The sequence below is a fragment of the Vibrio chanodichtyis genome (assembly GCF_028863985.1).
Lineage (GTDB): Bacteria > Pseudomonadota > Gammaproteobacteria > Enterobacterales > Vibrionaceae > Vibrio > Vibrio chanodichtyis.
Genome location: NZ_JARBFT010000001.1, coordinates 48,332 through 74,741 on the forward strand (window position 1 = coordinate 48,332; position 26,410 = coordinate 74,741).

Sequence of the window (26,410 nt, forward strand, 5' to 3'; positions counted from 1 at the left end):
TCGCTAATGCCAGATCAGAGACAGGTGATAAAAACAAAAAACGCTGCACAAGGCAGCGTTTTTGACATCACACAAGTGGATTACTTGGTAACGCGTAGGATAGCAGTTTCGCCAACCACTACTGAGCCAGCAAGTTTGTTCAGCTCTTTGATCTCATCCATGTTAGAAATAACCACAGGAGTCAGAGTTGATTTTGCTTTCTCTTCTAGTAGAGCCAAATCGAATTCGATAATAGTATCGCCGATTTTTACTGATTGACCTTCTTCAGCGATGCGAGTGAAGCCTTCGCCTTTCAGTTCAACAGTATCAATACCGAAGTGAACAAACAGCTCGATGCCGTCGTCAGATTCGATAGAGAATGCATGGTTGGTTTCGAAGATTTTGCCGATAGTACCGTTAACAGGAGCTACCATCTTGTTACCAGCTGGCTTGATCGCGATACCGTCACCAACGATTTTTTCAGCAAAAACCACATCTGGCACATCTTCGATGTTAACGATTTCACCAGAAAGAGGTGCGATGATTTCGATTGCACCTGCGTTAGCGCTGTCGTCAGAGACGAGCTTCTTAAGTTTGTCAAACAGACCCATTGTGTCATGCTCCTAACGTGTTAGTTTTATTCTGTCGAAGTATAGTATACCAATCGCCAAAGATAGACGACTATTTTCATCGTCTATCTTGTTGGTATTAACCAATAATTACGCTTTTGCAGCGATGAACTGATCGACACAAGCTTCAATTTCTGCCGCAGTTGGCAGTGAAATTGCGTGTTCAGCCATCGCTTTGATTTCAGCGAAATTAGCGTTACGGATCACTTTCTTCACAGTTGGAATCGAGATACCGCTCATTGAGAACTCATCAAGCCCCATACCCAGCAGTAATAGAGTAGCACGTTCGTCGCCAGCTAGCTCACCACACATACCAGTCCATTTACCTTCCGCATGAGAAGCGTCAATCACTTGCTTAATTACGGTCAGTACCGCAGGCGAAAGTGGGTTATACAGGTGAGAAATCATCTCGTTACCACGGTCAACCGCCAGTGTGTACTGAGTTAAATCGTTAGTACCGATAGAGAAGAAAGAAACTTCTTTAGCTAAGTGGTGCGCAATTGCAGCCGCAGCAGGAGTTTCCACCATCACACCGATTTCGATGTTTTCATCGAACGCATGACCTTCAGCACGCAGTTCAACCTTGTACTCTTCAATCGCGTTTTTCAGTTCACGGATCTCTTCTACCGAAATGATCATTGGGAACATTACGCGTAGTTTACCGTGAGCAGATGCACGCAGAATACCACGTAGCTGATCACGCAGGATTTCACGACGATCTAAACTGATACGAACTGCACGCCAACCCAAGAACGGGTTCATCTCTTTTGGCAGATCCATGTAAGGCAGATCTTTGTCGCCGCCGATATCCATAGTACGGATTATCACCGCTTGACCGTTCATCGCTTCTGCCACTTCTTTATAAGCGTGGTATTGCTCTTCTTCAGTCGGTAGTGCGTCACGATCCATAAACAGGAATTCAGTACGGTATAGGCCAACACCTTCACCACCGTTACGGATGATGCCGTCACAGTCTTTGACTGTGCCGATGTTGCCACACACTTCAACGCGGTGACCATCTAGCGTTTCTGCTGGTAGGTCTTTCAGTTTCGCCAGCTCTTCTTTTTCAGCCAGGAAAGCGGCTTTAACTGCTTTCGCTTCTTCAATTTGAGCTTGGGTTGGATTGACAATGATCTTGTTGTTCATTGCGTCCAGGATCAGGGTGTCGCCGTTTTTCACTTTCTTAGTGATGTCGTTAGTGCCGACGATCGCTGGCAGTTCTAGAGAACGTGCCATGATAGAAGTGTGAGAAGTACGGCCGCCGATATCACACACAAAACCTAACACATAGTTCAGGTTAATTTGTGCGGTTTCAGAAGGCGTTAAATCGTAGGCCACTAGGATCACTTCTTGATCGATTTCGCTGAGCGAAACGATATGCATACCTAGGGCATTTTTCACAAAACGGGTACCGATATCACGGATGTCGGTGGCACGTTCTTTGAGATATTCATCGTCTAATGACTCAAGCGCGGTAGCTTGTTCTTCGATAACGGTGTAGATCGCGTTATCGGCCGCCATTTTATCATTCTTGATGAGGGCTAAAATCTCTTCTTCTAGCTCTTCATCTTCAAGCAACATGATATGGCCTTCAAAGATGGCTTCTTTTTCTTCACCAAAAGTTTCAAGTGCTTTTTGTTTGATCACTTCTAACTGCGCAGAAGATTTGTTACGCGCAGTGTAAAAGCGCTCAACTTCGGCTTCTACTTGATCATCTGAAATGGTGTTTGTGTTTAGGACAATTTCATCTTCTTGAAGAAGTAGTGCTTTACCAATAGCAATACCTGGAGATGCTAGAATGCCTGAAATCATAGCCTTACCTTAAACTGGTCAACTGTAAACGGGAGATGGGACAAACGCTAACCATAAATATGTAGCGTATTTCTCGGGTTATTTCCAACAAAGCCATTTTGTGTGCACAAAATGGCTTTAACAGGAAGACAGGATTAGTGAAGTTGGTCCATCAGAGCCACTAAGTGGTCAACGGCTTCTTTCGCTTGAGGGCCTTCGGCAGAGATAGTCACAACTGTGCCTTTTACCAGACCTAGCGTTTGCAGCTTGAACAGACTTTTTGCACTTGCACTTTTACCGTTAGAAGTCACAGTGATGTCTGCATCGAAAGCTTTCGCTTCTTTTACAAACTGTGCAGCTGGGCGAGTGTGAAGGCCATTTTCTGCTGTGATTTCTACTTGCTTCTCGTACATGTTTAATACCCCAATAAGATTATTTTTTGTAAGTTTGTTAACCAGAATTAGCTTAACTGCATAACCCGCTTTGTGCTAGCACTGTCACAGGCTTTTCGTGTTAGAACTTAAGACTGGTTAAAATTTTACCTATCGCCTTTGCTATTTTTTGCAATTTGAGCGTTAGAGTGTAAATCAATGGCTTCTTTATTTTGAAGCGAAAAATAAAACGCCCCGATATTACCAAAGGTGAGGCAGGGATCAACAAAAAAGCCCCTGACTGGGGCTTTTTTAAACGAAAAATTGATTTCGCTACATATTATTGTTGGTTCTCTTTATCGGTAAAAATGCCCGAAAACAGCGCGGTGCTCAAATAGCGCTCACCAGAGCTTGGTAGTACGGTTACAATGGTTTTTCCTTTAAATTCAGGTAATTGTGCGATTCTGTTCGCGGCAACTACCGCCGCGCCAGAAGAGATTCCGGCTAAAATACCTTCTTCTTCCATTAGGCGACGCGCCATTGAAATCGCCTCTTCTGAGGTCACCAGCTCAACACGGTCAATCAGGCTTAAATCTAAGTTGCCGGGGATAAAACCGGCACCAATGCCCTGAATTTTATGCGGAGCGGGTTTGATTTCTTGGCCCGCTAACGCTTGGGTGATGACCGGTGACTCGGCCGGCTCGACCGCCACCGACACAATTGCTTTGCCTTTGGTGCCTTTAATATAACGGCTGGTGCCGGTTAATGTGCCGCCGGTACCGACCCCAGCCACAAACACATCCACTTGACCATCGGTGGCATCCCAAATCTCTGGGCCAGTGGTTTGCTCGTGGATTTGTGGGTTGGCTGGGTTGTTAAATTGTTGCAATAACAGGTATTTTTCTGGATTGCTGGCGACAATCTCTTCCGCTTTAGCAATCGCGCCTTTCATGCCTTTGGCTGCTTCGGTGAGCACTAAATTGGCACCCAGTGCTTTGAGCAGTTTACGCCGCTCTAAGCTCATTGATTCTGGCATGGTCAGGGTTAATTTATAACCCCGTGCCGCGGCGACAAAAGCCAGCGCTACCCCAGTGTTACCACTGGTCGGCTCAACCAATTCCACCCCAGCTTTCAGTTTGCCTTGTTGTTCGGCATCCCAAATCATGTTGGCACCGATCCGGCATTTAACACTGAAACTCGGGTTGCGCGCCTCGATTTTGACCAGCACGTTACCCGTTGACACTTTGTTTAAGCGCACCAGCGGTGTGTTACCAATCGTCAGGGAGTTGTCTTGATAGATTTTGCTCATGGTGATGTTCCTTCATTCAGTACGCCGTCAGCCCGTTAAGCGGTATGTGCGTGAATAGTGAGTATGATGAGAGCATAAGTGGATATTCACTAAGGGAAAAAGATTAAAAAGTTATAACTTATGTGGTGCTCATCGCGGGTGAAATCTTCATATTAGTACACAGATAATACGCTGGTGGCCATCCTAACGGGTTAGCTTATATCCCCTTCCTACTTGAAGCTGCAGCGGTGTTGGCTAGGTTCGTTCACCCCAATCACATAGTTTGTCTATGCTCATGGCGATTCACTCACTTGCCGTCTACCTGTAACTCCAAGTTGTTTGGGTATAGTGTGGCTTAAATTTCTCAACCCACATGGCGGTTGCGCCGCACACCGCCACCGGCATGATAAATAGATTGATGATCGGAATACTGGCGAGCAGCGCCACCATCAATCCAAAGCTATAAGCCTGAGCTTGATTTTGTTGCAAAGTATTACGCATATCATCAAAAGCAATTTTATGATTATCGAACGGGTAGTCACAATATTGGATCGCCAGCATCCAAGCGCTGAACAGCAACCAAGCCAGTGGACCAACAGTTTGGCCGATCGCGGGGATTAACAGTAACAGCAGTAGCCCCAGTGCTCTGGGCAGCATATACAGCAGCTTGCGCCATTCGCGTGCCAATATGCGTGGCACATCTTTGATCAGTGACCATACACTCTGTTCGCTGAGCACTTGGCCGGATAAGTGCTGCTCGATTTTTTCCGCTAATAAACCATTAAACGGTGCTGCAATAAAATTGGCCAAGGTGCTAAAAATATAAGAAAAGGTTGCAATGATGGTTAGCGCCAGTAATGGCCACAGCACATAGCGCAGCCAAGCCAAAAAGACGGGTAGGTGGCCGAGCCACTGGCTAATCCACATATCCAACTGGCTAAATAAGTAGTACATTGCGCTGCCCACCAGCACCATATTAGCCAACAACGGCAGCGCGACAAAGCGGCGGATACCGGGAGTGAATGCCAAACACAGGCCATAGTAGAAGTAGCCAAATCCAGAGCGGGTAGGGTGCATAAATGCGATGTTCCTTGATAAACCAGGCTCAGATTGTACTGGATTGCGAGGTAAGTAAAATGCTTAAACCGCAAAAAACGCGTGATGTTGGCAACTTCTCGCATTAAGTTGTTCTAAATTCAACGAGAGTTTTGGTAAAGTATCGCGACAAGCCAAACCCACACCCTGAACCACGTCCTGTCGGGCGCTAGAGCTCAGAACATCAAACGGGATATTGAGAGTTTAAGATGCAGGAATTGCGATTCGTATTGATAATGGTTGGCGCGCTGGCAATTGCCGCGTTGCTATTTCACGGTCTGTGGACCAGCAAAAAAGAGGGGAAATCCAAGTTTGGGCATAAACCTCTGCGTAAAATTGATACCGCTAGTGAGCAACCCACTGCGCCGTCATCTGCAGCTGCCGATGAGTTTGAGATCATTCGTAAACCGCGTAAAGAGCCTGATTTTGGCTTGTCAAAAGGATCTGCCGATCCTCTGATCGCCGATTTTCCCTCTAGCGATGAGTTGCCCGAATCTGCAGCTATTGAGGCGAATTATCATCGCCAATCAGTACCCGCATCATCTGCGACTTCCACGCTCTCCGAGCCTGAACCGGTGGTGCATACTGTCATTGCCTCCGAGAGTCCAACACAACCATCGCCGCAGATTGAACCTTCGCCTCAGGAAGATCCACTCGATGTGATTGTGCTTAACGTGCACTGTGCAGGTAACCAGCAGTTCGTTGGTACTAAGCTATTCGATAGCATGCAACAAAATGGCTTGTTATTTGGTGAGATGGATATTTTCCATCGTCATGCGGATCTTTCAGGCACCGGCAAAGTGCTGTTTAGCGTCGCCAATATGATGCAGCCCGGAACCTTGATGCATGATGATCCGGCCGATTTTACTACCCAAGGCATCTCGTTTTTTATGACCTTACCGGGTTTTGGCGATCCTGAGCAAAACTTTAAATTGATGCTGAAAACCGCGCAGCAAATTGCTGATGATCTCAGTGGCCATGTGTTGGACGATGCGCGCAACTTAATGACGCCGAATCGATTGGATGCTTATCGCAAGCAAATTCAAGATTTTAAAGCCAAAGCTCGCACTACCCATGCCTAGTATTGATTAAGATGCGCCGCGTTCAGTCTGCTCTACCCAAACAATTTGAAGTAGGAAGAGCATAAAATAACCCGATACCCAAATGACGAATAAGGCTCTGCGGAGCCTTTTTTTATCATCCGAGAGAATGACCATGTCAAATATCGTGCAACGATTAACCGAGCTAAGACAAACCCTGCATCAACATGGTGTGCGTTATTATGTAGAAGACGCACCGACCATTCCGGATGCCGAATATGATCGCTTAATGCGCGAACTGCTCGCTTTAGAAGCTGAGCATCCTGAATTAATCAGCCCAGATTCACCCAGTTTGCGCGTGGGTGGCCGCCCATTAGAGGGCTTTACGCCGGTTGAGCATGAAATCCCGATGTTATCGCTGGATAATGCGTTTGATGATAGCGAGCTGGATAGCTTCTATCGCCGTATGCTGGATCGAATTGCTGTAGTGGCCGATAGCCCATTTTGCTGCGAGCCTAAACTCGATGGTTTAGCGGTCAGTTTATTGTATGAAGAGGGAGTACTGACTCGCGCCGCGACTCGTGGTGATGGCGCGACGGGCGAGAATATCACCGACAACGTACGCACCATTAAAGCGATCCCACTGCGTTTACAAGGCAGCGATTTTCCTGCTCGCCTTGAAGTGCGCGGTGAAGTATTTATGCCTAAAGCGGGTTTTGAAGCACTTAACGCACGTGCGCTTAAAAAAGGTGAAAAGCAGTTTGTCAACCCGCGTAATGCGGCGGCTGGCAGTTTACGTCAATTAGATTCTAAAATTACCGCCCAGCGTCCATTGGCATTTTATGCTTACAGCGTCGGTATTATTGAAGGTGGCGAGTTAGCGGGCAGTCACTATCAGCGTTTTCTACAGCTGAAAAAGTGGGGATTACCGATTTGCCCCGCCACTCAGCAGGTGAACTCGCTCGATGAGGTGAAAGCCTTCTATCAAGATATTTTGCAGCGCCGTAGCGAGCTGGCTTATGAAATTGATGGAGTGGTGATCAAGGTCGATGATATTGCCCTGCAAGAGCGGCTTGGTTTTGTGGCCAAAGCGCCGCGCTGGGCGATTGCCTACAAATTTCCCGCTCAAGAAGAGTTAACTCTGCTTAACGAAGTGGAATTTCAAGTCGGTCGCACGGGTGCCATCACTCCGGTTGCCAAACTCGAACCAGTGTTTGTCGGCGGCGTGACCGTCAGTAATGCCACCTTGCACAATGGTGATGAAATTGCCCGTTTAGGTGTAATGGTCGGCGATACGGTGGTGATCCGCCGCGCGGGTGATGTGATCCCGCAAATTGTCTCGGTGGTGCTTGAGCGCCGTCCAGCCGATGCCAAGCCGATCGTCTTTCCACTGTGTTGTCCGGTTTGTCAATCCGAGATTGAGCGAGTGGCCGGTGAAGCGGTAGCACGCTGCAGCGGCGGGTTAATTTGCCAAGCTCAGCGCAAACAAGCGTTAAAACATTTTGTGTCGCGCAAAGCGCTCGATGTCGAAGGCTTAGGCGATAAAGTGATTGAGCAGTTGGTGGATCGCGAACTGGTGCACACTCCCGCCGACCTATTTCGCTTAACCCTAGCCCCACTTACATTATTAGAGCGTATGGGGCCTAAATCGGCGCAAAATGTGCTCGATGCGCTCAATAAAGCCAAACACACCAGCTTAGCCAAATTTTTGTATGCGCTCGGCATTCGTGAAGTGGGGGAAGCCACCGCGCTTAACCTTGCGCAGCATTTCTTAAGTTTAGAGGCGATTGCCAACGCCGATCGCGAACAACTGCTGGCAGTCGCCGATGTCGGCAGTGTGGTGGCCGACCATTTGCTGGCCTTTTTTGCTGAGCCACGCAACCAGCAAGTGATTGTCGATCTGCAAAATCTGGGAGTGACTTGGCCAGATATGATCGCTACGGAGGCGAACGATTCACCGTTAGCCGGTAAAGTGGTGGTGATCACTGGCACGTTCACTGAGCTGTCGCGCAGCGAAGCTAAAACAGCACTGCAAGCGTTAGGCGCAAAAGTGACCGGTAGTGTTTCGGCCAAAACCGATATTCTGTTTGCCGGAGCGGCCGCGGGTTCAAAGCTTAGCAAGGCGATCGAGCTTGGGGTTGAGGTGCAAGATGAGGCCGCATTGCTGGCGTGGTTAAAATAAACCGGCCGTAGCCGATGACTTAAATCGCTGATGGGGTTGGTTCATCGAGTTATCTGCTAGCGTAAAGTCGTCAAATTGAGATCTCTGCCCGCTTTTGGCACGTCAGTGCCGCGATGATGGGAACTTATTTGCTTAAAATTATCTAAACCTCAGCCTGTGCTGGGGTTTATTTTTGCTCAAAAACAACTCGGCTAATTTCCCGATTTGATGACTTTTTTATGCTTTGAAAAAGTCACGATGCTTTTTACCTTTCTTCGATCTAATTCAAAAAAAATAACAACCAAAAAATAAAATTCATTTTAATTCATATGGTTAGCTTTGGTGATTGTAGGAGCTACTCATAAGTCGATCTCGATCACTTACTGGCCAGAAGTTTGCCGTAGCTCATATTTTTTTAGATAAAAATTAAGTTCTGATTGATGTTTCTGAGCCGAGCGTTAGTCTACAGACATGGATACACAACAGTGTGCCAACCACTAAGAGCATCGAACTCGATACTCGAAAAGGAAATGACTTCTCCCTTCGGCGGCCAACTTAAGGGGGAAATTCAAAAACAGCTATATCCATTTTTAGGAGTTATCCATGGACAAAATGTTTAAACGTACTCTTCTTGCTTCAGCAGTTGCAATGGTTGCAGCTGCCGGTAGCGCAAATGCAGCGATTGATCTAAATGGTAAAGCGGTACAGCTTTATGGTCAGGCAGCTGGCTTTATGCAATTTTCATCTCCAGACAAAGGTGATAGCTCAGTTAATGCGGTAATTGAATCACGAGTAGGCTTCCGTGGAGTGGTTGAGTTTGAAGACTTCGGGCCTGATTTTGTATGGCAAATTGAAGGTGGTAATGCTAACAATGGTGGCTTTAGTCCAGACACTTCATGGACTCATGTTGACAATGGTCAGTTTGGTGCACGCGATACTTATTTAGGTCTATCATTTGATGGCGTAGGCTCATTTAAATATGGCCGTCAGTTGGTTGCTGCTTATAATTACGTTGACTGGCCACATTCAAACCCAGGTTTGGGTAATGTGTTTGACTGGAACCAAGACATCGGTGCTTCTTTTGAAGATCGTGCAAATAACGTGTTGCGTTTTGATTCGGTCAATTTCGGTGGTTTTAATGTCCAATTGACTCTGAGTGGAATGGGGAGCACTACTGATGCATTAGTAACAAGTATCGGTGCATCTTACCAGATGGGTCCTGTTAATCTACATGGTGGTTATTACACCCAAGGTTCTTATACAGATGCTAATGGTGCTGCTGGCGATCAAAGTTACTCCATCGTTGGTGCGACTTTAGGGCTTGATGCGTTTACCTTAACTGGTGCTGTTAAACTTATGGAAAATGGCGTCAATGACGGTGAGCAAATGGCGTATTCTGCAACAGCACAATACGTTATGAATAATCAATGGGTATATAAAGTTGGTATCGCTGGTACCAACGATGCTAAATTTGATGGCAAAAAGCAAGCAGATACTTCTGACCTAGCATTAACTGCTCGTTTAGGCTACCTACTGCCAAGCACTTACCTATTCATCGATTCACGTAACTATAAGATGAATGCTGCTGATGGCTTTGATATGAATATCCTAGTCGGTGCAGAATACTACTTCTAATTAGTGGTATCGCAAGTCACAATCTAATCAGTGGGCACCTTAGGGTGCTCACTGTGTTTAAGGAGAATAAGCGATGAAAAATTGGCCGAATTTGTGGTTAGCGGTTGTTGCATGTTTACCCCTTTGCGCGACTGCTGCGGTCGAGGTGAAGCTGGCTGACGATATTAGTGCGATTGTGGTCGATGGTGAAGAGAGCGGTTTTCGCATCAATAAGCTTTCCGAACTCACGCTTAATGATGGTACTCAACAGCTAGTAGTGCGCGTCTCCAAATTGGTCTCTTCACAAGGTGGCTATGAAAAATTTAACTCCAACCCATTGGTACTAACTTTCAGCGCGACTAATCAGCGTCTTGCATTAGATATCGGCAAGCCGATCACCACGGCTGCGCAAGCGCAAGCGTTTGATGCCGCGCCGCAGCTAAGCTTAACTGAAATCAGCAGCGGTAAAACGATTGATGTATTGCAAGCTGAGTTACCTAGATTACAAGGCATTTCCCGCGACTATGTGAAAGAACTCAATGCCTACAATAAACAGCATAATTTAATGCCGGTGGCACAAACTGTGACTTTGCCAGCGGCACAAGCTACAACTGCAGCTGCAACGGTAGCGACTCAAGCCAGTACACCCACTACGTTAACCATGGTGCAATATCTGTATAGCGAAGCCACTAGCGCTGAACAACAAGAATTTGCTAACTGGGCGTTTGCCAACCGAGCTACAGTGAGTGAGCCGCTGGTCAGCCACAATAAGCTGGTGACTATGATGGCGGATTGGTACCAAAAAGCTGACAAAGCCGATAAAGCGGCGATTCTGGCTTGGCTGATTAGCCAAGAGTAAGCGTTTACTCAGCTTATCTGTAATACCAAGTTGTTGGCGGCTATTTTTCGCGCCCACGGTATTGAATTGCATTTTTAATCCTACCAAGGCATGGTTAACCCCCATGCCTTGGTAGTTTTTTATCGTTGTGTTTATTTTTTGTTTGGGATGGGGGAGCCTATACCCAAACAACTTGGAGTTACAGGTAGGCGGCAAGTGAGTGAATCCCCATGAGCATAGGCAAACTATGTGATTGGGGTGAGCGAACGTAGCCAACACCGCTGCAACTTCAAGTAGGAAGGGTATATGAATATTAGCCAAATCGCCAAACTGACCGAGCTTACCGCTAAGTCGATTCGCCTATACGAAGAGAAAGGTCTCATTACCCCGCCATTGCGCTCCGCCAGTGGTTATCGCACTTATACGCAGCGGCATGTGGATGATTTACTGCTGATCGCACGCTGTCGGCGGGTAGGGTTTAGTTTAGATGAGTGCCAAGCCATGCTGGCGCTGGCCAATAACCCAGAGCGCACCCGCGCCGCCGTTCGTGCCCGTGCGCAACACAAGCTGCAACAAGTCTCAAGCCAACTGGCCGAGCTAAGCCTGATCAAGCAGCAGCTAGAGAGCTGGGTAGCCAGTTGCCCCGGCGATGAGGGCAGCGAATGCCCGATCATTGATCAGCTCAAACAAGGCGAGTGTTGCAATCAATCCACGATCAAAGTTTGAACCCGCCTACCTGCAACGCCAAGTTGTTTGGATATATCAAGCGGGTTAGCGAGAGTGTCGGCTAAATTGGCTCAACAAGCAGAATAATGCCATCCAACGCAATCACACTGACCACAGTACCTGCGGCCAGCGGGGTAGCGCAGCGCGCAGTCCAGCGTGTATCACCCAGCGCGACTTGAAACTCTCCGGCGGCGGTATCTTGCGCAATCGGGATCATCCGCCCAATCAGTTGCTTCTCTTTTTGGTTCAGATCGCGCGTGGCATCTTGCTGTTTATCTTGGCTAAATTGGCGTCGCCACCACAGCCAAGTGGTGACGAGAGCGAAGCTGGCAAACGCCAACCATTGTAATTGCCAACCTAAAGGTAGCACCAGCAGTAGCGCTCCGACCAATAACGCGGAAAGCCCTAGCCACAGGAAATAACCTGCGGTACCGAGCAGTTCGACGGCGAGCAGTAGCAAGCCTAAAGTTAGCCAGTGCCAAACATTCAATTGCGAGAGCAGCGCGATCACAAGATTACCTTACCTATTGCTTAGCTTGAGAGGATTGAAACATTTCAGCGATGCCAGCGATTGAGCCCATCAGACCGGTAGCTTCCAGTGGTAGCATGATGATCTTACCATTCTCTGCCTGACCAATCGCTTTGAGCGCTTCGGTATAGCCTTGGGCAATAAAGTAATTGACCGCTTGCATATCGCCTTTGGCGATGGCTTCCGACACCATAGTAGTGGCCTTCGCTTCGGCTTCTGCGGCACGCTCACGCGCTTCCGCTTGTAAAATCGCCGCTTGCTTTTCCCCTTCGGCCTTAAGAATTTCGGATTGCTTTTGCCCTTCTGCGCGTAAGATTTGCGCTTGGCGCACCCCTTCTGCTTCAAGGACTTCAGCGCGTTTATTACGTTCGGCTTTCATCTGCGCATTCATGGCTGCGGTTAAGTCCGCCGGTGGTTGCACATCTTTAATTTCAATCCGGGTGACTTTCACACCCCATGGGCTAGTGGCATGGTCAACAATCGACAGCAGTTTAGTGTTGATCATATCACGTTGACTGAGCATTTCATCCAGCTCCATCGATCCTAATACGGTACGCATATTGGTTAAGGTCAGATTACGGATCGCATGTTGCAGTTGGCTGACTTCATAAGCCGCTTTAGCGGCATCAATCACTTGCACGAAGCACACCGCATCAATCACCACATTGGCGTTGTCTTTAGAAATCACTTCTTGGGCGGGAATATCTAACACTTGCTCCATCATGTTAATTTTTTGCCCAACCCGATCAATAAACGGAATGATCAGATTCAGCCCCGGTTTTAAGGTTTGGGTATAACGACCAAAGCGCTCTACCGTCCAGTTGTGTCCTTGTGGTACGGTTTTGACCGCCGATGAGAGAAAAATCACCACCGCGCCGACCAATATTGCAATGGTGATCAATGAATCAATAGCCATAATCTTTCCTTGTTGTTGAGTGAAGCGTGTGGTTGTGATGCCGTGTTGGCGGCAGCGCCAAGTGGTATACGCCGAAGTAAAAAGTATACGCACTTACTGGTTAGAGAGTGCCACCCATCGCTAAGATTGCGATCTGGTGGCAATTTATCGATTCAGGTTAAATTAATACAGTCGCGAGTAAAGCTGTTTGCGATATTGGGTAGCGAGCGGATTGCCTTGGCCGAGTGCGGTGAGCATATCGATCAAGGTTTTTTTCATTTCCCCCTCAAGCGTATTGAGATCATGACTGAGCCAAGACCACAGTAAACTCAACGCTTCTTCATCCCGTTTAACTTGATGGTATTGGCGTGCCAGTTCCAGAGCTAGGCTTGGATTTTTGGGATCGGCTTGCCACTGCTGTTCAAGCGCGATTAACTCAGGGCTATTTGCGGCCTGCTGATGCAATTCAAGCTTGGCCAATAGGGTTCGGTAATCGCCTTGTTGGTAGGCGAGTGGAATGCTGGCCAGCATCGCCTCGGCGGCATCGAACGCGCCGGTTTCGAGATAACAAGTGGCTAAAGCGAGTTTGACTTCGCCTTGACTACACCACGGTTCTGTTAAACCGGATAATAGCGTTAGCGCGGGTTGGTATTCGCCTTGTGTGACCAACTCAAGCGCTTGCTGAATTAAACGCTGTTCCGCATTGGGTAAATGGCGTTCAAGCATCTCTTCAATCGCACTGATCGGTTGCGCGCCACCTAAACCATCGACGGGCTGACCTTGAATAAATAGGGCAATGGTTGGGATTGCCTGGATGCCAAATTGTGCGGCAATCGCTTGTTGCTGCTGACAATTTAAACGAGCCAATACCACTGCGCCTTGATAACGTTCAACCAGTTGCTCCAATGCCGGTAGTAGTTGCACGCTCTCTGGGCTGGCTTCTGCCCAAAAATAAAACAGCACTGGCGTAAGGCTAGAGTGTTCAAGTACCTGCTGGAAATTATATTCAGTAATATCAATCATAGTGCTGGCTGGCATGGTCGATCCTTAGTGGCACAATATCCCATTTAAATTGGGGGTGAAGTTGGGCTTAATATACCCTTCCTACTTGAAGTTGCAGCGGTGTTGGCTACGTTCGCTCACCCCAATCACATAGTTTGCCTATGCTCATGGGGATTCACTCACTTACCGCCTACCTGTAACTCCAAGTTGTTTGGGTATAGTTGTTGGAGTGCGCTTTCAATTCGGCAGTAGTTAAATTGAAAGCCTAAATCAGTCAGTTTTTTCGGTTTGGCTCGTTGGCTATCGAGCAGTAGCTCGCTGGCTTCACCCATTAACAGTTGTATCAGCCAGCGTGGAATGGTCAATAAATGTGGGCGCTGTAAGGTGTTAGCAAGGGTAAGGCTAAATTGCGCATTGGGTACTGGATGGGGTGCACAGAGATTATACGCACCTTGGGCGTGTTCGGTTTCGAGCAAAAACAGTATCGCGCGCAGCATATCTTGCATATGAATCCACGGCAGATATTGCTGACCATCGGCAATCGGTCCACCGAGACCGAGTCGGTAAGCGGGTAGCATTTTTTTGAGCGCACCGCCATGGCGGGCGAGCACAATACCTGTGCGCAGTAGGCAAACACGAGTTTGGTTTGATTGGGCTTTCAAAGCGAGCTGTTCCCATTGCTGGCAAACTTGATGCGAGAAATGTTGGCTATGTACGTGTAACTGCTCATCAAACGCGTGCTGTTGCTGATCGCCATACCAACCGACCGCTGAACCACTGAGTAATACTCGTGGCGGTTGGGTGCTGGCATGAATTTTTGCGACCAACTGTTCAGTGATGTTTAAGCGACTGTCGGTAATGCGCTGCTTTTGCGCGGTCGTCCAGCGCCGATCGGCAATCGGCTCACCAGCCAGGTTGATTACCGCATCAATTTGATTGAAATCGGCTAGCGAATCCAGTGAGTCGAGCAAGGTCAGATTTGCGCGTGCCTTTGGCAATACCCCGAGCGCGCTAAAATGCGCGTGAGCTTTGGTTATGTCGCGAGTCAGCACCAGCAGTTGATGCCCACTCAGCATCTTTATCAGTTGGCTACCAATAAAGCCACTACCACCAGTGATCAATATGCGCATGATGACTCCTTGTCGCGAGTGATGTTTATCCCCTTACTACTTGAAGCTGCAGCGGTGTTGGCGACGTTGGCTCACTCCAATCACATAGTTTGTCGATGTTCATGGGGACTCATTTACTTGCCGCTTACCTGCAACTTCACGTTGTTTGGGTATAGATCCGAGAACCTAGGCTTTACTCATTACTAAACAATATAGCCGAACCATGATTGAGGCTAGTAAACAGCAGCGTTCTGGGATTGACAATATCGATCCGGCGACTCTGTTGTGCTTCCATTTTGAACAGTTGAGTGATGAGCTGAAGCTGTTCTGGATTAAAATCGTTATTGTGGCTGGATGAGATATCTTTAAATTCGTTTGGGGTGACCAGCAGATAATTATCACTGATATCCCATTCTCCGGATTCGGAGATATTAATTGAACTCTCAGATGTATGATCTTCGGCAAACAGTTTAACAATCGAAACCCGCGAATAAGTACCGTTGGGCAAATATTTCACATTCGAATTAACTTCGACACGGCGTAACTCGCCCATGGCTGGGCTGTTATTTTGGCTGGTGATCAGCGAAACCATTTTGGATTGCCATTCACGCGAAGTTAACACTTGCTCCAGCTTAAAATCACTGCCCCAGTACAGCTTGGCGGTGAGTAACAGGCTAAACAATAAGCTGCCAATCGCGATATATCTATATTTCATCGAAAAGTCCTATTCGCACACTTTAATTGCATCGCTGGGATTGGCCACAATGCGTAAACTGATATTGCTGTTAGAGGCTGCAGTGCTATGAATATAGTTGAGCGTGAGTTGGTTATTTTGCCCACCGGTGGCAATCACCATCAGTGGCTTTAATTGATCCGTATGTTGTTGATTATATTTTTGGATGCATAATTTGATCGGAATTAGCCAAGGTGACAGATCCGGATGGTTAATCGGGGTATTGACCGCAATCCCATCTACCGTGGTTAACGGTTTGAAATTGGCTTGGCTTGGGTTGGTGAGCAACACTAAACATGGCATCACAATCGCGACCAAAAACATTAGCCGAGTGAGCCAGTCGGGCTTAGTTTTGACTGGCGTTGCGCTAGTTGAGGGTTGAGAGTGGCTGATTTTGGGGGCAGTACACTCTTCGAGCACTTCAGACGACATCTTGTCAGTTTCGGCAAACTCGGTGCTTAATAATTCGCTGTCGCGCTGAATGGTTTGTTCAACAATTTCCACCCGCGCGATGAGTTGATAACCACGTTTGGGCACGGTTTTAATGTATTGTGGCAGTTTAGTGGAATCTTTCAGCGTTTTGCGCAAGGTTGAAATGGCTTGGGTCAGACTGGAGTCATCGACCTCAAATCCTTGTTCGCGCCAGACAAAAGCATGTAAATCATGGCGAGACACCACATCATTGGGACGCTGGGCCAGTAACCATAGAATGCGGCTTTCGTTACTGCCGAGCCGGATTAACTCTTGATCATTGTCTTTATCAATCAGCGCATTGCTTAAGGGATCAAAGGTGAATCTTTCAGCAACAATGAATTTAGTACCAATATTACCCATCGATATCTTCTTTTGAGTTGCGTCCTAGTATGAACATCGGCTATCCCAGTATTTCCTTGTCCCAATAGGCAGACTTTACTGGTTTTTTATCTTTTTTGATAAAAATATGTGGCTAGGATAATCCAATCGCCAACAAAAAACAGTGTTTTTATGACTTTTGACCTTGAATTTACATTTTTTGTCCATATCTCTCTGACAGATCAAGGTCATTCCATTGTCTCTCGATGGATCAACAGTTTGAAACAGAAGTAAACGGAGCGATTATGAGCGATACAGTAACCACTAATAAAGAAACCCGTGGTTTTCAATCGGAAGTTAAGCAACTACTGCACCTGATGATTCACTCTTTGTATTCCAACAAAGAGATTTTTTTACGTGAATTGATTTCTAATGCTTCTGATGCAGCGGATAAGTTGCGTTTTCAAGCTCTCTCAAACCCTGAACTGTATCAGGGGGATGCCGAGTTAGCGGTCAAGCTATCGTTTGATAAAGATCAGCAGACGTTGACCATTGCCGATAATGGTATCGGTATGAGTCGTGATGAAGTGATCGAAAACCTTGGCACCATTGCGAAATCGGGGACCGCGGAGTTTTTCTCCAAACTTTCCGATCAGCAGTCGAAAAACTCACAATTGATTGGTCAATTTGGGGTCGGTTTCTATTCGGCCTTTATTGTTGCCGATGCGGTGACCGTGCGCACCCGTGCTGCGGGAAGCGCGGCGGCCGATGCGGTACAGTGGCATTCGCAAGGGGAAGGTGAGTACACGGTTGAAACCATTAATAAAGCCTCGCGTGGTACCGAAATCATTCTACATTTGCGCGAAGATGGCCAAGAATTTCTGTCCGAGTGGCGTCTGCGCGATGTGATTGGTAAATATTCTGATCACATTGGTATTCCGGTTTATATCCAAACTGCAGAGTTGGATGAACAAGGTCAAGCAACCTCTGTCACTAAATGGGAACAGGTCAATAAGGCACAAGCGTTGTGGACTCGTTCTAAATCAGAGGTGAGCGATGAAGAATATAAAGAATTTTATAAGCATGTGTCGCATGATTTTAGCGATCCTTTGTTATGGAGCCATAACAAGGTTGAAGGTAAAAATGATTACACCAGCTTGCTGTATATTCCAGCCAAAGCGCCGTGGGATCTCTACAACCGCGATCATAAACATGGCTTGAAGCTGTATGTGCAACGCGTGTTTATTATGGATGATGCGGCGCAGTTTATGCCTTCTTACCTGCGTTTTGTGCGTGGTTTGATTGACTCCAACGATCTGCCGCTCAACGTGTCACGCGAAATTCTGCAAGATAACAAGGTGACCCAATCGCTGCGTCAAGCCTGTACCAAACGCGTGCTGACCATGCTGGAGCGTATGGCGAGCAATGATGCCGAAAACTATCAAAAATTCTGGAAAGAGTTTGGTTTGGTACTTAAAGAAGGCCCAGCCGAAGATTTTGCCCACCGTGATCAAATTGCTAGCTTGCTACGTTTTGCTTCTACTCATGTCGATTCGGCAGAGCAAACCATCGGTCTTGCCGCTTATGTTGAGCGCATGAAAGAAGGTCAAGACAAGATCTACTATCTGACGGCAGACAGCTATACCGCTGCGAAAAACAGCCCACACTTGGAGCAGTTTAAGTCAAAAGGGATTGAAGTCATTCTGATGTTTGATCGCATTGACGAATGGTTGATGAATTATTTGCCAGAGTTTGAGGGTAAAGCGTTCCAGTCCATCACCAAAGCCGGCTTGGATCTCAGCCAGTTCGAAGATGAAGCCGAAAAAGAGAAACATAAAGAGACGGAAGAGCAATTTAAGTCTGTGGTTGAACGTATCAAAGGCTATTTAGGTAGCCGAGTGAAAGAGGTTCGTACCACGTTCAAACTGGCTAACACACCTGCAGTAGTGGTGACCGATGATTATGAAATGGGTACCCAAATGGCGAAACTATTGGCCGCAGCGGGTCAGCCTGCACCTGAAGTGAAGTACATCCTTGAAATTAACCCAGAGCATGCGTTGGTGAAAAGCATGGCTGATCAAGCGGATGAACAAATTTTTGGCCGCTGGGTTGAGGTATTACTGGGACAAGCCATGTTGGCCGAACGCGGTTCGATGGAAGATCCAAGCCAATTTTTAACGGCGATTAACCAACTATTAACCTCTACACACTAAAGCTTACTGGTGTGATCTTCGGTTTCTTAGCCCGCTTCGGCGGGCTTTTTAGTTGCTGAAGTTGGCGTTTTTAGAGTGGTTGTTGCAGCAAGCTGACGGATGCGGGTTTGGGTTATCACATTCTTTTGCTGTGGCCGCTATGCGGGCAAATTTGTGTGGTAGAATTCCGCACTTGAATGTGGTCATTAACGCGTGTATTTTTGCACGCCGACTTGGCAAGCGAACCTTAGTAAGTGAGCCTTGGTGGTGAATTTTTCTAAAGTTAAGTGATCGTTTGGCGAGATTGCTATCGGTTATACCGAAACTTACCGTTAGTTTGGTTTATGCAGTGAGCTTCGGTATAAAAATTAATTAGTATGAGGATAAAACATGCGCATCATTCTTCTCGGCGCTCCGGGTGCAGGTAAAGGCACACAGGCTCAATTCATCATGGACAAATTTGCGATCCCACAAATTTCGACTGGTGACATGCTGCGTGCAGCCATCAAGGCGGGCACTGAGCTTGGTCAGCAAGCGAAAGCGGTAATCGATGCTGGGCAATTGGTCTCAGATGAGATCATTTTAGGTCTGATCAAAGAGCGTATTGCTCAAGCGGATTGTGAGAAAGGTTTCCTACTTGATGGCTTCCCACGCACTATCCCACAGGCGGATGGCTTAAAAGCGATGGGTATCAATGTCGATTATGTGATTGAGTTTGATGTGGCTGATGATGTGATTGTTGAGCGCATGGCCGGTCGTCGTGCACACATTGCTTCAGGTCGTACTTACCACGTAGTTTACAATCCACCGCAAGTGGCGGGTAAAGATGATGTGACTGGTGAAGATTTAGTGATCCGCGAAGATGATAAAGAAGAGACCGTTCGCGCACGTCTGCAAGTTTATCACACCCAAACTGCGCCGCTGATTGATTACTACGGTAAAGAAGCGGCGGCTGGTCATACTCAATATCTTAAGTTTGATGGTACTAAACCAGTGAGCGAAGTGAGTGCTGACATCGCTCACGCTTTGGCGTAATAATTCTTCCGATTATCTGATTGGATTGATAGGTCAAATAAAGCGGCAGTGATGCCGCTTTTTTTATACACTTTAATCCGTAGAACGATAATCTTAGCCTTGTGCTTATTGAAGGAAGCGATGAATCAGCATAAAAAAGTCGGTATTTTGCTGGCCAATTTGGGTACGCCTAATGCGCCAACTACGCAAGCGGTGAAAGCGTTCTTGAGCCAGTTTTTACATGATCAGCGGGTGGTGGATATGAATCGCTGGTTATGGTGTCCATTGCTGCATGGGATTATTTTGCCGACTCGCGCACCGAAAGTGGCCAAGCTGTATCAGTCGATTTGGATGGAGCAAGGCTCGCCACTGATGGTTTATTCGCTCAGTCAACGGGCAAAACTGGCACAGCTAACTCAATCTCCAGTCGAGCTGGGTATGACTTATGGCCAGCCGAGCTTATTGGACGGTGTACGTAAGTTGCAGCAGCAAGGCGTAGAGCAGATTGTTGTACTACCGCTCTATCCGCAATATTCGGCTACGACGACGGCGGCGGTATTTGATGGTCTAGCACGAGCGTTGCGCCAATTACCAGTGGTCCCTCAGTTGCAATTTATTCCCGATTATCATGATCACCCGCTGTATATCCAAGCGCTCGCGCAAACTGTTCGCGATTCATGGCAGCAACATGGACAAGGTGATCTGTTACTTTGCTCTTACCATGGTATTCCGCAGCGCTATGCCGATCATGGTGATATTTATCCCCTACAGTGCCAAACCACCACTCGCTTACTGGCTGAGGCGTTAGGGTTAGCGGCGGATAAGGTGATGATGAGTTACCAGTCGCAGTTTGGTAAGGAAGTATGGCTGCAGCCTTATACTGACCAAACCATGCAAGCCTTGCCCAATCAGGGGGTGAAAAAGCTGGATGTGATTTGTCCTGCCTTTTCGGTCGATTGTTTAGAAACGTTAGAAGAGATCGCTGAGCAGAATCGGCACATTTTCCTGCACCATGGTGGTGAAGCTTTCCATTACATTGCTTGTTTAAACGATAGCTCGCCGCATATTGCGCTGATGGCGGATCTGGTCAATACGAATATTGGCAAGCCAATCATGGAGTATTAGAAAATCTCCCTTGGTGTGCTGGTATGGCAATCTAGTGCAATGGCGCTTAATGGCTGATTTCACCTTTGTCAGTTGGGTGTGATAGCATGCCCCAAAAAAGTTGGCTGATAAAAATAAATATGAAACGTTGGTATCTACTTTACTGTAAGCGCGGTGAACAGCAGCGCGCGCAGCTGCACTTGAACAATCAGAGTGTCGAGTGTTTCTACCCGAAAATATGGGTGGAGAAAATTCACAAAGGTAAGCAGCAAAAGCGCTTGGAACCACTGTTTCCATCCTATCTCTTTGTGCGCTTTGATTTTGAATTGGGTCCTTGCTTTACCACTGTGCGTTCAACGCGAGGAGTGGTGGATTTTGTACGCTTGGGGCTCATCCCACATGAAGTGCCAGCAGAACTGATTGATCAATTAAAGCAGCTTGATGCTGAAAAATCGCGCCAAGTGGTTAATCAGTTGCCAGAGCAAGGACAAACGGTACACGTTGCCCGAGGCCAGTTTGCTGGGATTGATGCTATTTATCAGCAACCGGATGGCGAAACTCGCTCGATTATGCTGGTTAACATGATCAGTCAGCAAGTACCGATCAGTATTGAAAATACGGATTGGGAAATCACCTAACGCTGAGTGAGTTTTTTGCGCTGCACACGATAAAAAAGCCAGAGCGATCGGATCGGCTCTGGCTTTTTTGTTATCTGCGTTCTATTTGAGTTTGCTGTGAACGCATTAAAACTTAGTAAGCCTGTTTGTGCACCGCTTTCACCGCACGACCGGATGGATCGATGCAGTTTTTAAACGATTCATCCCACTCAATGGCTTTCGCGGAAGAGCAAGCGACGGATGGGCCTCCCGGTACGCAGCGTGCTGCCGATTCTAGTGGGAACAGCTCTTCAAAAATTTCTCGATACACGTAGCCTTCTTTGGTGGTCGGCGTGTTGTAAGGGAAGCGGAATGACGCGCTCTCCATCTGTTGATCGGTGACTTTGGCTTCCGCGGTGGCTTTCAGAGTATCAATCCAGCCGTAACCGACGCCGTCAGAAAACTGCTCTTTTTGACGCCATGCAATCGACGCCGGCAGATAATCCTCAAAGCATTCGCGTAGAATGTGTTTTTCCATCTTACCGTTGCCACACATTTTATCTTGTGGGTTGAGGCGCATCGCGACATCAATAAACTCTTTATCGAGGAAGGGAACACGGCCTTCTACACCCCAAGCCGCCAGTGATTTGTTCGCGCGAGCACAGTCAAATAGGTTGAGTGCTAGCAGTTTGCGAACCGTTTCTTCATGGAATTCTTGCGCGTTGGGGGCTTTGTGGAAATAGAGATAGCCACCAAAGATTTCATCTGCCCCTTCGCCAGAAAGCACCATTTTAATCCCCATCGCTTTGATTTTTCTGCCCATTAAGAACATCGGGGTTGAGGCTCGAATCGTTGTGACGTCATAAGTCTCAATGTGATAAATCACATCACGGATCGCGTCTAATCCTTCTTGCAGGGTATAGATCATTTCATGGTGAACGGTGCCAATTTGCTCTGCCACTTCACGCGCCGCTTTGAGATCTGGCGCGCCTTCTAAACCAATCGCGAATGAGTGCAATTGTGGCCACCAAGCGGCGGTTTTCTCATCATCTTCAATTCGCATGGCGGCAAAACGTTTCGCAATCGCTGAGGTAATTGATGAGTCGAGTCCACCAGACAGCAGTACCCCATAAGGCACATCGGTCATCAGTTGACGTTTTACTGCGGCTTCTAACGCTTGGGTGAGTTCTTGCTTGCTGCTGACGTTGTCTTTTACTGCATCATAGTGGTTCCAGTCTCGCACGTAGTAGCGCGTCGCGGTTTTATCTTGTGAGCTTAAATAGCTACCAGGAGGAAATTCACTCAAGGTTTTACACACCGGAACCAGTGCTTTCATTTCCGAAGCGACATATAAGTTACCGTGTTCATCATGGCCCTGATAAAGCGGGATGATGCCAATATGGTCACGGCCGATCAGGTACTGGTCTTTTTCTTCATCGTAGAGGACGAAGGCGAAAATGCCGTTGAGTTCTTCTAATAGCTCAACCCCTTTATCACGGTATAGAGCTAAGATCACCTCACAATCAGAGTCAGTTTGGAATTGATATTGGCCTTGGTAACGCTCACGGATCTCTTTGTGGTTATAGATTTCACCATTGACCGCTAAGATCAGCTTACGATCTGGGCTATACAGGGGTTGCGCACCGCTGCTCAGACCGACAATTGCCAGACGTTCATGAGCCAGAATGGCTTTGTCGCAGGCGTAGATCCCAGACCAGTCAGGGCCACGATGGCGCAGTTTTTTCGACATTTCCAGTGCCACTGGTCGTAATGCCGCTGCATCGGTTTTAATGTCTAAGATGCCAAAAATAGAACACATATCAATTCCTTTTAAATGTTTTTTAATCTGTTGGCATTAATTTGCCATTCTGATTAAAAATCGCAACCCTTGCTTAGGTTTTATTTTGAATAAAAAGATTTTGATTAAATTTTTTCTATTTATTTGTTGGTTTGGTTAGATGCGGTTTAATAATTGATGGGAAAATAGACGATAGGGCGAAATTCGCCCTATGCCTGACTAGCGTTTGGTAAAGTTTGGCTTGAGTTGCTCCGATACATGGCGTGCAAAACCAGTACCCGCCTCACTGTAAATGTTGAATGCCGCGTGAGCTCCTTGCTCAAGCAGGCTCTCGATCTGATCTGGATACTCTGCTATCGCGGCAATTTGTCCTTGGTAATGGCGTTTGTGTAATTGTTCAAGTGCCACTTGGTTAGCTTGATGGTGGGGCATCGCCAGTAACACCAGTTTGACTTTTCCGGTGTCAAAAATGCGCTCCCAAAAATCAGGGTCGGTTGCATCACCAGAGATCACATTGCGTCCCTGTTCACGATGGCTAATTGCGGCATCTTCACGAATTTCGACCCCGAGACAGATCTCGCCATGCCGTGAGGTGAGCTCTTCATAAGCGCCACGGCCGATCCTGCCCATGCCTAAAATCAGCACTTGTGCTGTACCAGGATCAATCAGCCGATCACGGGTATGCAGTGACTCGGCGGCACACTCTTTCAGCCATCTGGCTGAACGCTGGTATATGGCATGACCTTTACGTTCAATTGGCGCGGCTAAAATAAACGATAAAGGCACCGAAACCGCTAGGGCGACCAGAATATCACTGTTGATCCAGCCCATTTTGAACGCCAGTCCACCGACAATCAGCCCAAATTCACTGAAGTTAAACAGTGAGAATGACGCAAGCAATGAGGTGCGCACCCGGAAATGGAATTGATGGATGACCCAAAAATACAGAACCCCTTTGATTGGCAGCAGCAGCAGTAACAGCAGCGCAAGCATGATCCCGGTGCTGGTCGGTTGGGCGGACAGTCCGATATTGAGAAAGAAGCAGACTAAGAATACTTCTTTGAGATTGAATAGGGCTTTGGATAATTCCGAGGCTTTATGATGGCTGGCGAGCATCATGCCTAAAATCAGTGCGCCAAGATCGGGTTTCATACCAACCAGTTGGAAGCTGCCTGCGCCAACGACTAGCGCAAAGAAAATGCCAAATAGGACCAGCATTTCACCATGGCCGACCCAATCTAATAGTTCATAAAACAGTGGGCGTAGTAACGGCAGAATGAATAGGCCAATGGCGTACCACTCTGGCAGTTTGCCAGTGGAGGCGGTGAGGAACACTACTGCAAAAATATCCTGCATGACCAGAATACCAATCGCCAGCGTGCCGTAGGTGGCATTCATTTCACCTTTTTCTTGTAGCGATTTTACCGCAAAAACCGTACTAGAGAATGACAGGGCAAAACCGACCAAAAGCAGTTTATCCAACGAGAGCTCGGCCAGACTGGTGAGTCCTAGTTGTTTGAAGATCAACAATAAAATCGTGAATAGTGCGGTCGAGAGCAAATTGTGGATGGTCGCACCGGCCCAGATCTCTTTCGCGAGCAGAGTTTTGACCTCCAGCTTTAAGCCGATGGTAAACAGAAGCAGAGTGACCCCTAAATCCGCCAAGGTCGAAAGGGTCGCATTGCTTGTAAATCCATAAGCATTGAGGGCAAATCCGGCGATCAAAAAGCCGACCAGTGGGGGTAAATGGCACTTTAAAGCGATAAATCCGGCTAGAAAAGCCGCAGAAAGAAGTATCAAATCCATGAGCTATGTTCTTAATTTAATAATAAAAAAACGGTGGTATTACATACCACCGCCATTATAGGTTAATCTGTTGCTCAAATTTAACTAAAAAGCTTAGTCTTCCAACAATTTTTGTAACAAAACGCCATTTAACATCGCGCGCTTGATCATTGCAAAAGCACCTATGGTTGGTTGCTTATCGAGTTGTGAAGCGACAATCGGCAAATGTTGGTGGAACGTTTTCAGTGATTGATTTTCGACATTACGTTGAATGGCAGGAAACACGATCTCTTTGGTGGCGGTGATTTGTCCGGCAATCACAATTTTCTGTGGGTTAAACAGGTTGACGGTAATGGCAATCGCTTTACCGAGTTGATTGCCGACTCGCACCAGCGCTTGTTTAGCCAGTTCATCACCTGCATTGGCATGTTGGCAAACTTCATCAATCGTGATGCTGGATAAATTAGCCAGTGATGATTCATAGCCTTGTGCGATCAATTTTTTAACTCGTGAAACAATCGCTGGATTGGTGGCGACAGTTTCTAGGCACCCAAAATTGCCGCACTGGCACTGTTCACCGAGTGGATCAATTTGAATATGGCCAATTTCACCAACGTTGCGGTTATAGCCTAAAAATACTTGGCCGTTAACGATGATCCCTGCCCCAGTACCGCGGTGCACGCTAACTAAGATCGAGTCTTGGCAGTCTTGGCTGGCTCCGAAATAATGTTCGGCCAGAGCCATACCGCGTACATCGTTACCGACAAAACATTCCACCGCAAACTGTTCACGAATGGCAGCACCAAGCGGCAGTTGATTGATCTCAACATTGGGCATGTATTCCACTACGCCAGTTTCTGGATTAATCAAACCAGGTAGTGCAACACCAATCGCAATTAATTGTTCAATCAGAGCGTTATGTTGTTGCACAAATTGTTGGATGCGTTTGATAAGGTTGGCCAGCAACACCTCTTGGTTGTGGTAGTGAAACTCATGGTGCTCATCAACCAGCGAGTTTCCGCCCAAGTCATACAGACTGAGCTGGATATAGTCGCGGCCGATACGGACCGCGATAGAGTGAAAGGGTTGTACTTCGGTGGTTAACGAAATCGCTCGTCGACCACCCGTCGAAGCTTGTTGGGCGACCTCTTTAATCAGGCCGCGCTCAAGCAGTTGTCGGGTAATTTTAGTAACACTGGCGGGAGCCAACTGACTGATATCAGCCACTTGGATTCGACTGATCGGTCCTTGTTGGTCAATCAAGCGGTAAACCGCTGCACTATTTAGTTGTTTAACTAAATCTACGTTACCAATTTGTCCGCCATTCAT

At 47.2% G+C, this 26,410-nt stretch carries 23 protein-coding genes; 9 read left to right on the plus strand and 14 right to left on the minus strand.

What is annotated here, in order from left to right:
* Nucleotides 1-80 precede the first annotated feature (80 nt).
* The 5 genes from crr to cysZ form a co-directional block, all read right to left on the minus strand.
* Nucleotides 81-590 (minus strand): PTS glucose transporter subunit IIA, encoded by a 510-nt coding sequence (gene crr / locus PUN32_RS00210; RefSeq protein ID WP_166014607.1) that lies wholly within the window; start codon nucleotides 588-590, stop codon nucleotides 81-83.
* A 108-nt stretch (nucleotides 591-698) separates the two neighbouring features.
* The gene (gene ptsI / locus PUN32_RS00215; RefSeq protein WP_274721220.1) at nucleotides 699-2,420 is read right to left on the minus strand and encodes a phosphoenolpyruvate-protein phosphotransferase PtsI; all 1,722 of its coding nucleotides are present in this window, start codon (nucleotides 2,418-2,420) and stop codon (nucleotides 699-701) included.
* A gap of 134 nt (nucleotides 2,421-2,554) precedes the next feature.
* Nucleotides 2,555-2,812, minus strand: coding sequence for an HPr family phosphocarrier protein (locus PUN32_RS00220; RefSeq protein ID WP_166014609.1), 258 nt, complete (start codon nucleotides 2,810-2,812; stop codon nucleotides 2,555-2,557).
* Nucleotides 2,813-3,110: 298 nt separating this feature from the next.
* Entirely contained in the window at nucleotides 3,111-4,079 is a 969-nt protein-coding gene (cysK, locus tag PUN32_RS00225) for a cysteine synthase A (RefSeq protein ID WP_274721221.1), read from the minus strand.
* A gap of 297 nt (nucleotides 4,080-4,376) precedes the next feature.
* Nucleotides 4,377-5,135: a sulfate transporter CysZ gene (gene cysZ, locus PUN32_RS00230; RefSeq protein ID WP_274721222.1), complete on the minus strand. Its 759-nt coding sequence runs from the start codon at nucleotides 5,133-5,135 to the stop codon at nucleotides 4,377-4,379.
* A 254-nt stretch (nucleotides 5,136-5,389) separates the two neighbouring features.
* Here cysZ and zipA point away from each other — a divergent pair, with 254 nt between their 5' ends.
* The 5 genes from zipA to cueR all read left to right on the plus strand — a co-directional run bounded on the left by zipA (nucleotide 5,390) and on the right by cueR (nucleotide 11,532).
* Entirely contained in the window at nucleotides 5,390-6,235 is an 846-nt protein-coding gene (gene zipA, locus PUN32_RS00235) for a cell division protein ZipA (protein ID WP_406707934.1), read from the plus strand.
* A gap of 133 nt (nucleotides 6,236-6,368) precedes the next feature.
* On the plus strand, nucleotides 6,369-8,375 hold the full coding sequence (gene ligA / locus PUN32_RS00240) for an NAD-dependent DNA ligase LigA (RefSeq protein WP_274721224.1): 2,007 nt from the start codon (nucleotides 6,369-6,371) through the stop codon (nucleotides 8,373-8,375).
* A gap of 582 nt (nucleotides 8,376-8,957) precedes the next feature.
* Nucleotides 8,958-9,989 (plus strand): porin, encoded by a 1,032-nt coding sequence (locus PUN32_RS00245; protein WP_274721225.1) that lies wholly within the window; start codon nucleotides 8,958-8,960, stop codon nucleotides 9,987-9,989.
* 73 nt (nucleotides 9,990-10,062) lie between these two features.
* Nucleotides 10,063-10,827: a DUF2057 family protein gene (locus PUN32_RS00250; protein ID WP_274721226.1), complete on the plus strand. Its 765-nt coding sequence runs from the start codon at nucleotides 10,063-10,065 to the stop codon at nucleotides 10,825-10,827.
* 285 nt (nucleotides 10,828-11,112) lie between these two features.
* On the plus strand, nucleotides 11,113-11,532 hold the full coding sequence (gene cueR, locus PUN32_RS00255) for a Cu(I)-responsive transcriptional regulator (RefSeq protein ID WP_274721227.1): 420 nt from the start codon (nucleotides 11,113-11,115) through the stop codon (nucleotides 11,530-11,532).
* A 61-nt stretch (nucleotides 11,533-11,593) separates the two neighbouring features.
* Here the strand turns inward: cueR and PUN32_RS00260 are convergent, their stop codons facing one another.
* From PUN32_RS00260 to PUN32_RS00285, 6 genes are all read right to left on the minus strand, one after another.
* The gene (locus PUN32_RS00260; RefSeq protein ID WP_274721228.1) at nucleotides 11,594-12,043 is read right to left on the minus strand and encodes an NfeD family protein; all 450 of its coding nucleotides are present in this window, start codon (nucleotides 12,041-12,043) and stop codon (nucleotides 11,594-11,596) included.
* 13 nt (nucleotides 12,044-12,056) lie between these two features.
* Entirely contained in the window at nucleotides 12,057-12,977 is a 921-nt protein-coding gene (locus PUN32_RS00265) for an SPFH domain-containing protein (RefSeq protein WP_274721229.1), read from the minus strand.
* A 162-nt stretch (nucleotides 12,978-13,139) separates the two neighbouring features.
* Nucleotides 13,140-13,994: a thioredoxin family protein gene (locus PUN32_RS00270; protein ID WP_274721230.1), complete on the minus strand. Its 855-nt coding sequence runs from the start codon at nucleotides 13,992-13,994 to the stop codon at nucleotides 13,140-13,142.
* 143 nt (nucleotides 13,995-14,137) lie between these two features.
* Nucleotides 14,138-15,088 carry a TIGR01777 family oxidoreductase gene (locus PUN32_RS00275; protein WP_166014620.1) on the minus strand — a complete coding sequence of 317 codons (951 nt, stop codon included), beginning with the start codon at nucleotides 15,086-15,088 and terminating at the stop codon, nucleotides 14,138-14,140.
* Between the two features lie 172 nt (nucleotides 15,089-15,260).
* Nucleotides 15,261-15,782, minus strand: coding sequence for a regulatory protein ToxS (locus tag PUN32_RS00280; protein ID WP_166014621.1), 522 nt, complete (start codon nucleotides 15,780-15,782; stop codon nucleotides 15,261-15,263).
* 9 nt (nucleotides 15,783-15,791) lie between these two features.
* The gene (locus tag PUN32_RS00285) at nucleotides 15,792-16,634 is read right to left on the minus strand and encodes a winged helix-turn-helix domain-containing protein (protein ID WP_166014622.1); all 843 of its coding nucleotides are present in this window, start codon (nucleotides 16,632-16,634) and stop codon (nucleotides 15,792-15,794) included.
* A 263-nt stretch (nucleotides 16,635-16,897) separates the two neighbouring features.
* On the opposite strand from PUN32_RS00285, the gene htpG reads away from it, so the two are divergent.
* The 4 genes from htpG to rfaH all read left to right on the plus strand — a co-directional run bounded on the left by htpG (nucleotide 16,898) and on the right by rfaH (nucleotide 21,540).
* Entirely contained in the window at nucleotides 16,898-18,805 is a 1,908-nt protein-coding gene (gene htpG, locus PUN32_RS00290) for a molecular chaperone HtpG (protein WP_274721231.1), read from the plus strand.
* Between the two features lie 369 nt (nucleotides 18,806-19,174).
* Nucleotides 19,175-19,819: an adenylate kinase gene (gene adk / locus PUN32_RS00295; RefSeq protein ID WP_166014624.1), complete on the plus strand. Its 645-nt coding sequence runs from the start codon at nucleotides 19,175-19,177 to the stop codon at nucleotides 19,817-19,819.
* Nucleotides 19,820-19,939: 120 nt separating this feature from the next.
* Nucleotides 19,940-20,923: a ferrochelatase gene (gene hemH / locus PUN32_RS00300; RefSeq protein WP_274721232.1), complete on the plus strand. Its 984-nt coding sequence runs from the start codon at nucleotides 19,940-19,942 to the stop codon at nucleotides 20,921-20,923.
* 119 nt (nucleotides 20,924-21,042) lie between these two features.
* Entirely contained in the window at nucleotides 21,043-21,540 is a 498-nt protein-coding gene (gene rfaH, locus PUN32_RS00305; protein ID WP_274721233.1) for a transcription/translation regulatory transformer protein RfaH, read from the plus strand.
* A gap of 112 nt (nucleotides 21,541-21,652) precedes the next feature.
* On the opposite strand, the gene asnB is transcribed toward rfaH, so the two are convergent.
* The 3 genes from asnB to nagC all read right to left on the minus strand — a co-directional run bounded on the left by asnB (nucleotide 21,653) and on the right by nagC (nucleotide 26,410).
* Complete coding sequence (asnB, locus tag PUN32_RS00310; protein WP_166014627.1) at nucleotides 21,653-23,317, minus strand: asparagine synthase B; 1,665 nt, start codon at nucleotides 23,315-23,317, stop codon at nucleotides 21,653-21,655.
* 198 nt (nucleotides 23,318-23,515) lie between these two features.
* Entirely contained in the window at nucleotides 23,516-25,102 is a 1,587-nt protein-coding gene (locus PUN32_RS00315; protein WP_166014628.1) for a cation:proton antiporter family protein, read from the minus strand.
* 93 nt (nucleotides 25,103-25,195) lie between these two features.
* On the minus strand, nucleotides 25,196-26,410 hold the full coding sequence (gene nagC, locus PUN32_RS00320; RefSeq protein WP_274721234.1) for a DNA-binding transcriptional regulator NagC: 1,215 nt from the start codon (nucleotides 26,408-26,410) through the stop codon (nucleotides 25,196-25,198).

Bases quoted from the DNA above. Each gene is read 5' to 3' on its own strand.
- PUN32_RS00275 (WP_166014620.1), bottom strand. From the start codon at position 15,088: ATGCGCATATTGATCACTGGTGGTAGTGGCTTTATTGGTAGCCAACTG.
- adk (WP_166014624.1), top strand. From the start codon at position 19,175: ATGCGCATCATTCTTCTCGGCGCTCCGGGTGCAGGTAAAGGCACACAG.
- cueR (WP_274721227.1), top strand. From the start codon at position 11,113: ATGAATATTAGCCAAATCGCCAAACTGACCGAGCTTACCGCTAAGTCG.
- PUN32_RS00250 (WP_274721226.1), top strand. From the start codon at position 10,063: ATGAAAAATTGGCCGAATTTGTGGTTAGCGGTTGTTGCATGTTTACCC.
- zipA (WP_406707934.1), top strand. From the start codon at position 5,390: ATGGTTGGCGCGCTGGCAATTGCCGCGTTGCTATTTCACGGTCTGTGG.
- PUN32_RS00245 (WP_274721225.1), top strand. From the start codon at position 8,958: ATGGACAAAATGTTTAAACGTACTCTTCTTGCTTCAGCAGTTGCAATG.
- asnB (WP_166014627.1), bottom strand. From the start codon at position 23,317: ATGTGTTCTATTTTTGGCATCTTAGACATTAAAACCGATGCAGCGGCA.
- PUN32_RS00285 (WP_166014622.1), bottom strand. From the start codon at position 16,634: ATGGGTAATATTGGTACTAAATTCATTGTTGCTGAAAGATTCACCTTT.
- hemH (WP_274721232.1), top strand. From the start codon at position 19,940: ATGAATCAGCATAAAAAAGTCGGTATTTTGCTGGCCAATTTGGGTACG.
- ligA (WP_274721224.1), top strand. From the start codon at position 6,369: ATGTCAAATATCGTGCAACGATTAACCGAGCTAAGACAAACCCTGCAT.
- PUN32_RS00265 (WP_274721229.1), bottom strand. From the start codon at position 12,977: ATGGCTATTGATTCATTGATCACCATTGCAATATTGGTCGGCGCGGTG.
- htpG (WP_274721231.1), top strand. From the start codon at position 16,898: ATGAGCGATACAGTAACCACTAATAAAGAAACCCGTGGTTTTCAATCG.
- PUN32_RS00280 (WP_166014621.1), bottom strand. From the start codon at position 15,782: ATGAAATATAGATATATCGCGATTGGCAGCTTATTGTTTAGCCTGTTA.
- nagC (WP_274721234.1), bottom strand. From the start codon at position 26,410: ATGAATGGCGGACAAATTGGTAACGTAGATTTAGTTAAACAACTAAAT.
- cysK (WP_274721221.1), bottom strand. From the start codon at position 4,079: ATGAGCAAAATCTATCAAGACAACTCCCTGACGATTGGTAACACACCG.
- crr (WP_166014607.1), bottom strand. From the start codon at position 590: ATGGGTCTGTTTGACAAACTTAAGAAGCTCGTCTCTGACGACAGCGCT.
- cysZ (WP_274721222.1), bottom strand. From the start codon at position 5,135: ATGCACCCTACCCGCTCTGGATTTGGCTACTTCTACTATGGCCTGTGT.
- rfaH (WP_274721233.1), top strand. From the start codon at position 21,043: ATGAAACGTTGGTATCTACTTTACTGTAAGCGCGGTGAACAGCAGCGC.
- PUN32_RS00315 (WP_166014628.1), bottom strand. From the start codon at position 25,102: ATGGATTTGATACTTCTTTCTGCGGCTTTTCTAGCCGGATTTATCGCT.
- ptsI (WP_274721220.1), bottom strand. From the start codon at position 2,420: ATGATTTCAGGCATTCTAGCATCTCCAGGTATTGCTATTGGTAAAGCA.
- PUN32_RS00220 (WP_166014609.1), bottom strand. From the start codon at position 2,812: ATGTACGAGAAGCAAGTAGAAATCACAGCAGAAAATGGCCTTCACACT.
- PUN32_RS00270 (WP_274721230.1), bottom strand. From the start codon at position 13,994: ATGCCAGCCAGCACTATGATTGATATTACTGAATATAATTTCCAGCAG.